The organism is Enterobacter sp. PP-008-ECC_S150, assembly GCF_045257065.1.
In the GTDB taxonomy this organism is placed as follows: domain Bacteria; phylum Pseudomonadota; class Gammaproteobacteria; order Enterobacterales; family Enterobacteriaceae; genus Enterobacter; species Enterobacter chengduensis.
On the sequence record NZ_JBJHHG010000012.1, the window covers coordinates 1 to 13466 of the forward strand.

General features: G+C 57.4%; 11 protein-coding genes. 4 read left to right on the top strand and 7 right to left on the bottom strand.

Features of this window, described 5'->3' with window-relative positions; genetic code table 11:
- Window positions 1-297 precede the first annotated feature (297 nt).
- The 4 genes from ACJBF3_RS14120 to ACJBF3_RS14135 all read right to left on the bottom strand — a co-directional run bounded on the left by ACJBF3_RS14120 (window position 298) and on the right by ACJBF3_RS14135 (window position 5730).
- The gene (locus tag ACJBF3_RS14120; protein WP_045327211.1) at window positions 298-1947 is read right to left on the bottom strand and encodes an alpha,alpha-trehalase; all 1650 of its coding nucleotides are present in this window, start codon (window positions 1945-1947) and stop codon (window positions 298-300) included.
- A 199-nt stretch (window positions 1948-2146) separates the two neighbouring features.
- Window positions 2147-3328 carry a glycoside hydrolase family 5 protein gene (locus ACJBF3_RS14125; protein WP_045327209.1) on the bottom strand — a complete coding sequence of 394 codons (1182 nt, stop codon included), beginning with the start codon at window positions 3326-3328 and terminating at the stop codon, window positions 2147-2149.
- A 135-nt stretch (window positions 3329-3463) separates the two neighbouring features.
- A complete protein-coding gene (gene gorA, locus ACJBF3_RS14130) occupies window positions 3464-4816 on the bottom strand; it encodes a glutathione-disulfide reductase (protein ID WP_045327207.1) in 1353 nt (450 codons plus the stop codon).
- Window positions 4817-4887: 71 nt separating this feature from the next.
- Window positions 4888-5730 (bottom strand): 23S rRNA (adenine(2030)-N(6))-methyltransferase RlmJ, encoded by an 843-nt coding sequence (locus ACJBF3_RS14135; RefSeq protein WP_045327204.1) that lies wholly within the window; start codon window positions 5728-5730, stop codon window positions 4888-4890.
- Between the two features lie 207 nt (window positions 5731-5937).
- Between ACJBF3_RS14135 and prlC the strand changes: the two genes are divergently transcribed.
- The gene (gene prlC / locus ACJBF3_RS14140) at window positions 5938-7980 is read left to right on the top strand and encodes an oligopeptidase A (RefSeq protein ID WP_045327202.1); all 2043 of its coding nucleotides are present in this window, start codon (window positions 5938-5940) and stop codon (window positions 7978-7980) included.
- A gap of 7 nt (window positions 7981-7987) precedes the next feature.
- Window positions 7988-8740 (top strand): 16S rRNA (guanine(1516)-N(2))-methyltransferase RsmJ, encoded by a 753-nt coding sequence (gene rsmJ / locus ACJBF3_RS14145; protein WP_045327199.1) that lies wholly within the window; start codon window positions 7988-7990, stop codon window positions 8738-8740.
- 92 nt (window positions 8741-8832) lie between these two features.
- On the opposite strand, the gene uspA is transcribed toward rsmJ, so the two are convergent.
- Complete coding sequence (gene uspA, locus ACJBF3_RS14150) at window positions 8833-9270, bottom strand: universal stress protein UspA (protein WP_003861223.1); 438 nt, start codon at window positions 9268-9270, stop codon at window positions 8833-8835.
- Window positions 9271-9553: 283 nt separating this feature from the next.
- On the opposite strand from uspA, the gene uspB reads away from it, so the two are divergent.
- Window positions 9554-9889, top strand: a complete 336-nt coding sequence (gene uspB, locus ACJBF3_RS14155) for a universal stress protein UspB (protein WP_003861224.1) — start codon at window positions 9554-9556, stop codon at window positions 9887-9889.
- A 43-nt stretch (window positions 9890-9932) separates the two neighbouring features.
- Here the strand turns inward: uspB and ACJBF3_RS14160 are convergent, their stop codons facing one another.
- Both ACJBF3_RS14160 and pitA read right to left on the bottom strand, forming a co-directional pair.
- Window positions 9933-10340 carry a hypothetical protein gene (locus ACJBF3_RS14160; protein WP_045327198.1) on the bottom strand — a complete coding sequence of 136 codons (408 nt, stop codon included), beginning with the start codon at window positions 10338-10340 and terminating at the stop codon, window positions 9933-9935.
- A 184-nt stretch (window positions 10341-10524) separates the two neighbouring features.
- Complete coding sequence (gene pitA, locus ACJBF3_RS14165; RefSeq protein ID WP_045327197.1) at window positions 10525-12024, bottom strand: inorganic phosphate transporter PitA; 1500 nt, start codon at window positions 12022-12024, stop codon at window positions 10525-10527.
- Window positions 12025-12252: 228 nt separating this feature from the next.
- Between pitA and ACJBF3_RS14170 the strand changes: the two genes are divergently transcribed.
- Window positions 12253-13455, top strand: coding sequence for an NAD(P)/FAD-dependent oxidoreductase (locus ACJBF3_RS14170; protein WP_045327438.1), 1203 nt, complete (start codon window positions 12253-12255; stop codon window positions 13453-13455).
- The last annotated feature ends 11 nt before the right edge of the window (window positions 13456-13466 follow it).

Here is a 13466-nt window from a genome sequence, read left to right on the forward strand (position 1 = left end):
GACCCGATAGCCTGAAGGAATAAGCTGAGGGCACCGCGAAGCGGCGATTTACCGCCGGGAGCCCGGGTTGCCAGGGTGGTGGCGATTGAGCCACCCTGGCACGTTCACCGGTCATTTTGTCACAAAGTAGCAACGAACATGAAGTGAACGGAATGACCACTACAGCCGTATGTTCCCCCCCCTCACCCCAACCCTCTCCCTCAATGGAGAGGGGGCCGACTGTGCTGGCATTATTTTGTGGGGATCCCTCAGCCCTGTGGGAGAGGGCCGGGGTGAGGGCACCAGACCGCACCACACTTAAGGTTCCCCATACAGCCCAATCAGCCGCCGCACCACGCCGTTGGTCCAGCCGAAGCCGTCCTGCAGCGGATATTCCCCCCCGCCCCCTTCGCGCGGCGTACTGCTGGCGATGTGGTACTTCTCAATCAGCTTGTGATGCTTCTGATAAAAATGGTTCACCGTATGCAGCCAGCTCCAGGCGATTTCATCTCCCAGCGAGTCGTTGCCGTACTGCTTGAACCCCTGGATCGCCATCCACTGCAGCGGCGCCCAGCCGTTGGGTTTATCCCACTGCTCGCCGGATTCATACTCGGTCGCCAGAATGCCGCCCGGGGTCAGCAGTCGCGCCTTGACCGCATCAGACAGGCGCTCGGCCTGCTCGTGGGTCGCCATACCCACATACAGCGGCACAATGCTGGCGGCCGAAAACAGCGCCAGCTCTTCGCGTCGCCAGTCGTAATCGCGGTAACAGCCGCTCTCCTCGTCCCACAGGTAGCGGTTCACCGCCGCGCGGCGATCGTTGGCCTTCTGGCGGAACGCCTCTGCCGTTTCTTTATCCCCTTTCGACGCCGAAATGTTGGCGATCGCGCTTTCCAGCTTGAACAGGAAGGCGTTCAGGTCAATAGGGATAAACTGGGTTGTACGGATGCTGGCGAGCCGCGACGGATCGCGCAGCCAGCGGGACGAGTAATCCCAGCCTGACGCCGCACCCGCACGGAGGTCGCGATACACCTCATTCGGCGGACGACCCGAGTGGCGGGCGGTTTCCACATCCTCAATCCACGATTCGTCGCGCGGGGTATCGCGGTCATCCCAGTAGCGGTTGAGCAGTGAACCGTCCGGCATGCGCACGGCGCTGCGGTAGGCCTGGTTAAGCAGCAGCGACTCCGCGCCGTCCATCCAGAAGGCGTACTCCATTTTGAGGTGATCCAGATAGCGTTTCGCCCCGCGCACGCCGTCCTCCTCGAACAGCTCCACCATCAGCGCAAAGACCGGCGGCTGAGAGCGGCTGAGATAGTAGGTACGGTTGCCGTTGGGAATATGCCCGTAGCGTTCAATCAGCCAGGCGAAGTTATCCGCCATACACTTCAGCAGATCGTTACGTCCGCTCTCCGCCAGCCCCAGCATGGAGAAATAGGAATCCCAGTAGTAGGTCTCGCTGAATCGTCCGCCGGGCACGATGTAGGCCTGCGGCAGTGCCAGCAGGGAAGACCAGGGAATATGATCCTGCGGTTCGCGCGTCAGCACCGGCCACAGATTATCAATGTGCTCCTTTAGGGAGAGGCCCGGGTCGGAGACATATTCTGTGCCATACGTTTCCGGCATCCAGAAGTGGTTGTCCACAAACTGGCGCAGGTCGAAATCCCGGTGGCGTCTGACCTTACGATAGCGGATCAGGATATCCAGCGGATCCATCTTCGGCGCGCAGTCGGGGAAGGTTTTACTGTCCGCAAACAGCCGTGACGACTGCACGTGTTCGAACAGTTCAAGGTAGCGGTCTGCGGGCGTCAACGCATCGGAGGCGGGTAGCCCCTCGATCATTTCGGGTTCCGGCTCCGCCTCAATCATTTCATCCAGTTTCAACTCGCAGGGATCGGTCTCGTAGCGCAGCTCTTCTGCAATCTCGAACTCGATGTTCTCGGTAGCCTGTAGTTTCTGGTTGAACATGGTGATAGGGACCTCCGGTTGTGTGTTCAAAAGACAGGTTTATCCGGGCGTCTTATAAGCGTAGACATTCGCTTCGGTAGATGTGGAGGGATATGTGCGGTAGATCACTCTTTTCGGAGCATTCGTTTTGCAACGATTTATGTATGTTAACAGTAGCCTCTTCAAAAAAGGCTACTGAACAAGAGGCCAGCTCCGCGTATCACAGGCCGTGTTTTAGCCGCTTAGCAATCGGTTCAAATTCCTCGGTGGAATGGCGCTTGAGCGTATCCGGTGCGTTATCCTCGATGGCTTTCCAGTAGGCCCACGGCACCGGTTTTTTCCCCAGCTCATAGTCCATGGCGTCCCAGGCATCTTCACGAAAAGCATAGAATGCCCAGTGCGCATGATGCTTGTCGAGGACGGTCAGGACATCATTAAGCCACTGCCTGCAGCCCGGCAGCGTTCTAACACAGCCAAACTCTCCCGCGACAACCCGGCTGGCAGGTATACCGTTCTGCTTCGCCCAGTCAAAGGGCGCGCTCATCCATTTCTCTATGGCCGCAGCGTCCCATTTCACCTTTTTACCGCCGAACGTGACCATGCCGGGATAGTCGAACGGCACCTTGCGGCGCGCATTTGGCGCGCTGGTGAAATCATAGGGCTCGTACATGTGGAAGCTGTACAGCACCCGCTTATCCGCAAGCGCGGATGGCCAGCCGGAAAAACCGCGCGCGGAGGCGTACCAGCCGCCATCGACCATAATCGGCGTGGTGGCATCGACCTCGCGGATGGCGGCAATAATCTGATTGTAGAGTGCGGGGAGGTTACGCGCCGTGTCTTGCTGCTGCTGATACCAGGCTTTTAACGCCTCAGGCGACGCCTGCTCGCTTATGTTGCCTCGTTTTTCAGGTGCGGGTTCATTGATGAGATTCCAGGCGGCGATGCCCGGTTCGTCCTTCAGGGCCTGGGCCAAATCACGCCAGAACCGAGCCGCTTCCTGCCAGTATTTTTTGTCCTGCCAGATGCGGTCATCAAACTGGTTATTGTTATTTTGCGCCCAGCGCATGCCCGGTAGAGAAAGGGGGGCAATGACGACCTTTAGCCCGGCCGCGTGTGCTTTTCTGATGGCGTCTTTGAGCGTCGCGAGGTCTGTGGCCTCGAGCCCGCGGTAGCCGTCGGCGTTACCGAGAAGAAAATCTCTCCCGGCAGGTTTCCATTTGTCATAAGACAGGCGAACCCACGTCGCGCCATAGCCGCGTAGCGCGTCGTAGTATTCCTGCGTAGGCGGCAGGCGGTTAAAGCTGTTTCCGCCGTGCTGAGGGGTATCCCAGAAGGCCATTTGGTCAGACGAGGAGGCGGAAAAGCAAAAAAGAAGCAGGGCCAACCCAATAAGCGCTTTCATCTTAATTCCTTTTTAGCGTGCTGATGGTTTTGTATTCACTGGGATGATGATGCTTTGCCTTTTAATTATCGAGCCATAAAAAAAACTGGCCCGCGAAGGCCAGTTTTTTATGAGGTGCTTTCCTGCGAGAATCCCTTAACGCATGGTCACGAACTCTTCCGCCGCCGTTGGGTGGATGGCCACCGTGTTGTCGAAGTCTTTCTTCGTTGCGCCCATCTTCAGCGCCACGGCGAAGCCCTGCAGGATCTCGTCCATGCCGAAGCCGATGCCGTGGATACCGACAATTTTCTCTTCCGGGCCCACGCAGACCAGCTTCATGCGGCACGGCTGACGGTGAGAGGTGACGGCGGTGTACATCGCGGTGAAGGCCGATTTATACACTTTCACCTGGTCGTCGCCATACTGCTCGCGCGCCTGCGGCTCGGTTAAGCCGACGGTGCCGATGGGCGGGTGGCTGAAGACCACGGTCGGGATGTTGCTGTAGTCCAGATGCTCGTCAGGCTTGTTGTTAAACAGGCGTTCAGAGAGACGACGACCCGCCGCAACCGCCACCGGAGTCAGCTCAACCGCGCCGGTGTTATCGCCGACGGCATAAATGCCCGGTACGCTGGTATTCTGGAATTTATCGACGACGATGTAGCCTTTTTCGTCGGTTTTCACGCCGGTGACGGCCAGGTTGAAGTTGTCGTTCGCCGGCTCACGGCCAATCGCCCAGATCAGGCAATCGACGGTCTGGCTGCGGCCATCCTCCAGCTCGAGCGTGAGGCTGCCGTCCGCATTTTTCACCACCGCTTTTGGCACGGCGTGGGTGTGCAGGGTAGGGCCTTCGGCGTTCATCACTTCAACCAGGGTGTCGACAATCAGCGGGTCAAAGCTGCGCAGCGGCGCGTGTTTACGCACGAACAGGTGCGCTTCTGCGCCCAGGCCGTTAATCACGCCCGCCAGCTCAACCGCGATGTAGCCCGCGCCAACAACGGCAACGCGCTTAGGCAGAGCAGGCAGCTCGAAGAAGCCGTCGGAGTCGATGCCGTATTCCGCGCCCGGGATGTTCGGGTGGCTCGGACGGCCGCCGGTGGCGATCAGGATATGATCGGCGGTGATCGTCTCGCCGTTCACTTCGATCGTTTTCGCATCAACGAAGCGGGCGAAACCGTGGATAACGTCGACGTTGTTCTTGCCCAGCACGTTGTCGTAGGAGGTATGAATGCGGTCGATGTAGGCGGTACGGCTGGCGATCAGCTTGTCCCAGTCAAAGTGATTAAGGGTGGTGTCAAAGCCGTAGTCCGGGCCATACATATGGATCGCTTCGCGGATTTGCGCCGCATGCCACATCACTTTCTTCGGTACACAACCCACGTTCACGCAGGTGCCGCCCAGCGCTTTGGCTTCAATCAGCGCGCACTTCTGGCCGTACATGGCCGCGCGGTTGATGGAGGCGATGCCGCCGCTGCCGCCGCCGATTGCGATGTAGTCATAATGCTTAGTCATAGCTTTTATCCTTAATCGTGAATTGCCGCGATTGTATACCTGAAATCAATAGTTTCCACCGATGGCTGTGATTACTCCGGCACGATCCAACTGACGGTAGCGTGGCCCGTACCGGCCGGCACCAGCGTTTTGTGCAGCCACGGCAGCACGTTGTTCATCTGCGCTTCGAGCTTCCACGGTGGGTTAATGACGATCATGCCCGAGGCGGTCATGCCGCGCTGGTCGCTGTCCGGACGTACCGCCAGTTCGATCTGCAGAATTTTGCGGATGCCGGTGGCTTCCAGGTCTTTGATCATGCGCTTGATTTGCGCGCGCAGCACCACCGGATACCACAGGGCGTACGTTCCGGTGGCGAAGCGTTTGTAGCCTTCGTGAATACCGGTCACCACCGCCTGATAGTCGGTTTTAATTTCGTAAGGCGGGTCGATCAGCACCAGGCCGCGTCGTGAAACCGGCGGTAGCTTAGCCTTCAGCTGCTGATAGCCGTCGGCTTTTTCCACGCGGGCGCGGCTGTCTTTCTGGAATTCAGAACGCAGCAGCGGGAAGTCGCTCGGGTGCAGCTCGGTCAGCTGGATGCTGTCCTGCTCGCGCAGCAGCTGGCGGGCAATCAGCGGCGAGCCCGGGTAATAACGCAGCTGGCCGTTGCGGTTGAAGTGGTTCACCACGCCGATGTACGGCTCCAGCTCGGCAGGCAGATCGTCCTGCTGCCAGATGCAGGCAATCCCTTCCAGATATTCACCGGTACGCTCGGCATGCTCGCCGCTCAGCTGATAACGGCCCGCGCCCGCGTGCGTGTCCAGATAGAGAAACGGCTTCTCTTTCTCTTTGAGCGATTCGATGATCAGGCTCTGAACGGTGTGTTTGAGGACGTCGGCGTGGTTGCCTGCGTGGAAGCTGTGGCGATAACTGAGCATGGGTAATGATATTCCGCTGAATTGACGATTTGCCACAGTTTACAGCAGAACGGCGCAGATTACCCGTAGGCCCGGCAAGCGTCGCGCCGCCGGGCGCTTTTCGACAACGTCCGGCATTGAAATCCTCTACACTTAACCCCATTGTAGATCCCATATGCACAGCGCCGGATGCGCGCTTCATTCACCTATTTCAACAGGACAGCGCTTATGACCAATCCATTACTGACGCCTTTTTCGTTGCCGCCGTTTTCTAAAATCCTCCCCGAGCATGTGGTTCCAGCCGTGACGCAATCGCTGGACAACTGCCGCGCGGCGGTAGAAAGCGTGGTAGCGCAGGGCGCGCCGTACACCTGGGAAAATCTGTGTCAGCCGCTGGCCGAAGTGGACGACGTGCTGGGGCGTATCTTCTCCCCGGTAAGCCACCTGAACTCGGTAAAAAACAGCCCGGAGCTGCGCGAAGCCTATGAGCAAACCCTGCCGCTGCTCTCTGAGTACAGCACCTGGGTCGGCCAGCACGAAGGGCTCTACAAAGCCTACCGCGACCTGCGCGACGGCGACCATTATGCCGAGCTGAATACGGCGCAGAAAAAATCGGTCGATAACGCCCTGCGCGATTTCGAGCTGTCCGGTATTGGTCTGCCAAAAGAGAAGCAGACCCGCTACGGTGAAATCGCCGCGCGCCTGTCCGAGCTGGGCAACCAGTACAGCAACAACGTGCTCGACGCCACCATGGGCTGGACGAAGCTGATTACCGACGAAGCGGAGCTGGCAGGTATGCCGGAAAGCGCGCTGGCGGCGGCAAAAGCCCAGGCCGAGGCGAAAGAGCAGGAGGGCTTCCTGTTAACGCTGGATATCCCGAGCTATCTGCCGGTGATGACCTACTGCGACAACCAGGCCCTGCGCGAAGAGATGTACCGCGCCTACAGCACCCGCGCCTCCGATCAGGGGCCGAATGCCGGTAAGTGGGATAACAGCCCGGTGATGGCGGAAATCCTCGCCCTGCGCCACGAGCTGGCCCAGCTGCTGGGCTTTGAAAACTATGCCGACAAATCCCTCGCCACCAAAATGGCGGAAAACCCGCAGCAGGTGCTCGACTTCCTGACCGATCTGGCGAAACGCGCCCGTCCGCAGGGTGAGAAAGAGCTGGCACAGCTGCGCGCGTTTGCGAAAGCGGAATTCGGCGTGGACGAGCTGCAGCCGTGGGACATTGCTTACTACAGTGAAAAACAGAAGCAGCACCTCTACAGCATCAGCGACGAGCAGCTGCGCCCGTACTTCCCGGAAAACAAAGCCGTTAACGGCCTGTTTGAAGTGGTGAAGCGCATCTACGGCATCACCGCGAAAGAACGTACCGATATCGACGTCTGGCATCCGGACGTGCGCTTCTTCGAGCTGTATGACGAGAAAAACGAGCTGCGCGGCAGCTTCTACCTCGATCTCTACGCGCGTGAGAACAAGCGCGGCGGGGCGTGGATGGACGACTGCGTGGGCCAGATGCGTAAAGCCGACGGTTCCCTGCAGAAGCCGGTCGCTTACCTGACCTGTAACTTCAACCGTCCGGTAAACGGCAAACCTGCGCTGTTCACCCACGACGAAGTGATTACCCTGTTCCACGAGTTCGGTCACGGCCTGCACCACATGCTGACCCGCATCGAAACTGCAGGCGTGGCGGGCATCAGCGGCGTGCCGTGGGATGCGGTCGAGCTGCCAAGCCAGTTTATGGAAAACTGGTGCTGGGAGCCGGACGCGCTGGCGTTTATCTCCGGCCACTATGAGACCGGCGAACCCCTGCCGAAGGAACTGCTGGATAAAATGCTGGCGGCGAAGAACTACCAGGCGGCGATGTTCATCCTGCGTCAGCTGGAGTTCGGCCTGTTCGACTTCCGCCTGCACGCCGAGTTCAGCCCGGAGCAGGGGGCGAAAATCCTTGAAACCCTGGCCGAAATTAAAAAGCAGGTTGCCGTGATCCCTGGACCAACCTGGGGCCGCTTCCCGCATGCGTTCAGCCACATCTTCGCGGGCGGCTACGCGGCGGGTTACTACAGCTACCTGTGGGCCGACGTGCTGGCGGCAGATGCCTTCTCCCGCTTCGAAGAAGAGGGGATCTTCAACCGCGAAACCGGCCAGTCGTTCCTCGATAACATCCTGACCCGCGGGGGTTCCGAAGAGCCTATGGTGCTGTTCAAACGCTTCCGCGGTCGCGAACCTCAGCTGGATGCGATGCTTGAGCATTACGGGATCAAAGGCTGATTGTTACGTGAAGATCTGCTTAGTGGATGAAACAGGCGCCGGAGACGGCGCCTTATCCGTTCTGGCCGCCCGCTGGGGGCTGGAGCACGATGATGAAAACCTGATGGCGCTGGTGATGACGCCAGCGCATCTGGAGCTACGCAAGCGCGACGAGCCGAAGCTCGGCGGTATTTTCGTCGATTTTGTCGGCGGCGCCATGGCGCACCGACGCAAGTTCGGCGGCGGTCGCGGCGAGGCGGTGGCCAAAGCGGTGGGCATCAAAGGGAGCTATCTCCCGGACGTGGTCGACGCCACGGCGGGACTGGGGCGCGATGCGTTTGTGCTGGCGTCAGTCGGCTGTCGCGTGCGGATGCTGGAGCGTAATCCGGCGGTGGCGGCCCTGCTCGACGACGGTCTGAGTCGTGGCTACGCGGACCCGGAGATCGGGCCGTGGCTGCAGGAGCGATTGCAGCTGATCCACGCCTCCAGCCTGACGGCGCTGACCGACATCACCCCGCGCCCGCAGGTGGTCTATCTCGACCCGATGTTCCCGCATAAGCAGAAAAGCGCGCTAGTGAAGAAAGAGATGCGGGTGTTTCAGTCGCTGGTGGGGCCGGATTTGGATGCGGATGGCCTGCTGGAGCCGGCTCGTCAGCTGGCGACGAAGCGGGTGGTGGTAAAGCGCCCGGACTATGCGCCGCCGCTGGCGGACGTGGCGACCACTAACGCGGTGACCACCAAAGGGCACCGGTTTGATATCTACTCCGGCACGCCGGAATAGAAAAAGCCGGGTGGCGGCTTCGCCTTACCCGGCCTACATTTAGTGCCGCTTGTAGGCCCGGTAAGCGTTAGCGCCACCGGGCTTTTTTGCACTTACTCGTCTTCTTCGTCACGCAGCGGAACAATCAGCATATCCACGTGAACGGTGTTGATCAGCTGACGTGCGGAAGACATCAGCTTGCTCCAGAAGTCCTGATGGTGACCGCACACCACCAGGTCCATGTCGTATTTCTTGATCGCATCAACCAGCACCTGGCCGAGGTCGCCGCTGCCGCTCAGCGTTTCGGTAATCGGATAGCCCGCGTTGGTGGACAGCTCGCTCAGGGCGTGGTGCGTCTCTTCGGAGATACGCTTCTGCATATCGCCGAGATTGACGTCGATCAGACCGGTATAGAGGTCGGAGTAATTCACATCAACGTGAATCAGGGAAACTTTCGCGTTGTAGGGACGTGCCATGGATACCGCTTTATCAACCAGCACTTTGCTCTCCGGAGAGAGGTCTACCGCGATGAGAATGTGTTTGTAAGCCATAGTGTTACTCCTTCCTTAAGTTATCGATGACTAAATGAGAATGCCGTCGTCTGATACTTTCATTACGGCCCAGTTAAACATATTTTTCAAGCTTTGGTGTTGATAACGATTAACCTTGTGGCAAAAAAATTAACGGATCTCCTACACTATTAAATGAGCCGTTCGGATATTAAAACGCGAACCGGATCGACTTTTGGTCATTCTTTCACTGAACTGTCTGTCAGGGCATTGGGGTGCGGTAGCTCAGAAGCCTTGCTTCGTGGGCGGACGCCGGGGAGGATGTATGATTAGCACCGTCGCATTGTTTTGGGCGTTATGCGTGGTTTGCATAGTGAATATGGCGCGCTACTTCTCATCGTTACGCGCGCTGTTAGTAGTACTTCGTGGTTGCGATCCGTTGCTTTATCAGTATGTGGACGGTGGAGGGTTCTTCACCTCGCATGGACAGCCCAGCAAACAGATGCGTCTGGTGGGATACATCTACTACCAGCGCTACCGCGATCATCATGACGAAGAATTTATCCGTCGCTGCGAGCGCCTGCGTCGTCAGTTCATTTTGACCAGCGCCCTGTGCGGGCTGGTCGTGGTCAGTATGATTGCATTGATGATTTGGCACTGAGCATCACAGCAGGCGGGGAAAGCCCCGCCTTTTTTCATCTGGCTCAGGGCTTTACTGAGAATTGAAGGCTGGTGACATTGTTCTCAATTGAAATGACCTTACCGCTATAGGCAATTTTCACTTCCCCGCTTGTATCAATACTGGCTGAGGTAATCGTGCCTGTACCTTCGATGACAGGATGCCTCATGGCCAACTGATGGATAATGTCGGTGTCTTTCCCTGTTATCTTTTCCGAGAGATAGTAACGGTAGATTGTAGGTACGGTTGCGCCACCCTGATTGTTCACGGTCATATAGAGCCAGACGCTATCGGATAATTTATAAATGCGCTGTAGCTCATCGCTATTCCGCTGATTTGGCTGATGGTTTAACCAGAGAAATCCAATGACCAGAACCAGAAGCGAAACGGTAACAAGGCGATGAATCCATTTAATAGCCGTTTTGAATGGCATAGTCTATTCCGTCATGGGTGTTGTTTGGACTGATAGCATTCGCGAGGATAATAGTTATTTCCGCAGTACAAATCTGAACAGATAGTGTTCAGATTGTCCTGATTATGGCACTGGGTTGAGTAAAAAACAGCCATAAAAAAAGCGGGTCAGTTTCCTGACCCGCTTTTTTGTCGCCTTCAACCGATTAAATCAGCTTCAGCGAAATCCAGTACAAACCGCCAGACAGCAGGATAGAGGCCGGAAGGGTGAATACCCAGGCCATCAGAATGTTGGTTACGGTTTTGCGCTGCAGGCCGCCACCGTCAACAATCATGGTACCCGCCACGGACGAAGAAAGTACGTGGGTGGTTGAGACAGGCATACCGGTGTAGCTCGCCAGACCGATAGACACTGCCGCCGTCATCTGCGCGGACATACCCTGCGCATAGGTCATGCCTTTCTTACCGATCTTCTCGCCGATGGTGGTCGCCACGCGGCGCCAGCCAATCATCGTACCGATACCGAGCGCCAGCGCGACGGCCATGATGATCCAGATAGGCGCGTACTCAATGGTGTTGAGCATATCGCCTTTCAGTTTCTTCAGGAGACGCTGATCGTCAGCATTCACGTCAGGCAGCTTCGCCACTTTATCCGTTACATCAGAGATGCACAGCATAATGCGACGCAGCTGACCACGCTGCTCAACGGTCAGTTTGTCATAGCTTTCGATATTGCCCAGCATGCCTTTCGCACGTTCCAGCGCGTTGATCGCGTTTGCCGGATGGCAGTGGAACTCGCCAGGGGCTGTCGCGGCACCGGCTTCCGGAGACGGGATCAGCTGGTCAACGCCGGTCGCTTTTTTCAGCAGATCAGGATGCTGCTGGAAATAGGTTTCAACGTTGTTGACCGCATCGCGGGTACGGGTGATTTCGTAGCCGGAGGCATTCATGTTGACCACGAAGCCTGCCGGTGCAACGCCGATCAGTACCAGCATCACCAGACCAATGCCTTTCTGACCATCGTTCGCGCCGTGTGAGAACGCCACGCCGATAGCGGAAATGATCAGGGCAATACGCGTCCAGAATGGCGGCTTTTTCTTGCCGTCTTTCTTTTCACGCTCTGCTGGCGTCAGGTGAATACGGGAGCGTTTTTTGGTATTGCTCCAGTAACGACGCAGGATGAAGATCAGCCCGCCGGCCACCACCAGACCCACGATAGGGGAGACGATGAGAGAGGCAAAAATCCCCAGTACTTTCGGAATATTTAACGCATCAACAACCGACGTACCGGTCATCAGGGCGTTGGTTAACCCGATACCGATAATCGCGCCGATGAGGGTGTGAGAACTGGATGCAGGCAGGCCGAAATACCAGGTACCGAGGTTCCAGATAATTGCAGCAAGCAGCATTGAGAACACCATAGCGAGGCCATGGCCAGAACTTACGTTAAGCAGCAGATCCGTTGGCAGCATATGCACAATGGCATATGCAACGCTCAGTCCGCCCAGGAGGACACCAAAAAAGTTAAATACCGCCGCCATAACAACCGCAAGCTGCGATCGCATTGCGCGAGTGTAGATAACCGTCGCTACTGCGTTTGCAGTGTCGTGGAAGCCGTTGATCGCTTCGTAAAACAGTACAAAAACCAGAGCAAGCAATAATAAAAGCCCGGTATGTAAATCCAGGCCGGCAAACAAATGTAGCATAGGACGTTACGCCATTTTGAGGACATGAACGCGGCGCATTATCCAGGACAAATGCACGGCGGGCAAAGTGAAATATAGACTTTTTTTGACATACCACCTGAATTGAGAAAAGTGCCCGAAAGGATATTCTTTAAATTTCAATGGAATGGCTTTGTAATATCTTTTTACGCTGGTGTGACCACAGAGGAAACTTTACAATCCGCGGCAGTTAACAAAGAGGGTTTTGACGTGGAAAGGTTTGATGCCGTAGTAATTGGCGCCGGTGCGGCGGGTATGTTTTGTGCGGCGATGGCCGGACAGGCGGGTCGTCGCGTGCTGCTGCTGGATAACGGTAAAAAGCCAGGCCGTAAGATCCTCATGTCCGGCGGCGGGCGCTGCAACTTTACTAATCTGTATGTTGAACCCGCGGCCTATTTGAGCCAGAACCGTCATTTTTGTAAATCTGCGCTGGCGCGTTACACCCAGTGGGACTTCATCGACCTGGTGGGTAAACACGGCATCGCGTGGCATGAAAAGACGCTGGGTCAGCTGTTCTGCGACGACTCCGCGCAGCAGATTGTCGATATGCTGGTGGCCGAGTGCGAGAAGGGCGGCGTGGTGATGCGTCTGCGCACGGAGGTGCTGGAGGTTGTCCGCGACGAAAAGGGCTACACGCTGCAGCTGAACGGTGAAACCGTCAGCGCCGATAAACTGGTGATCGCCAGCGGCGGCCTCTCTATGCCGGGTCTGGGCGCTTCCCCGTTCGGCTACAAGATTGCCGAGCAGTTTGGCCTGAAGGTCTTGCCTACGCGTGCTGGCCTGGTGCCGTTCACGCTGCATAAACCGCTTCTGGAACAGCTTCAGACGCTTTCTGGCGTCTCCGTTCCCTCCGTCATTACGGCCGAAGACGGGACGGTATTCCGCGAAAGCCTGCTCTTTACCCATCGCGGCCTCTCCGGCCCGGCGGTACTGCAAATTTCCAGCTACTGGCAGCCCGGGGAGTTTGTTACGGTCAACCTGCTTCCTGACTGCGATCTGGATGCTTTCCTCAACGAGCAGCGCGCGGCGCACCCGAATCAGAGCCTGAAAAACACGCTGGCGATGCAGCTGCCAAAACGTCTGGTGGAATGTTTGCAGGCCCTGGGGCAAATCCCGGACGTGTCGCTCAAGCAGCTGAACAGCCGCGAGCAGGAGGGGCTGGTGGAGACGCTGACAAACTGGCGCGTGCAGCCAAACGGCACCGAAGGCTACCGCACCGCAGAAGTGACGCTGGGCGGGGTCGACACCAATGAACTCTCTTCCCGCACTATGGAAGCGCGCAACGTGCCGGGGCTCTATTTTATCGGCGAAGTGATGGATGTGACCGGCTGGCTTGGCGGGTACAACTTCCAGTGGGCATGGGCAAGTGCCTGGGCGTGTGCTCAGGCGCTGGCAGATGTCCGAGGACAATAAAGTTGTACACA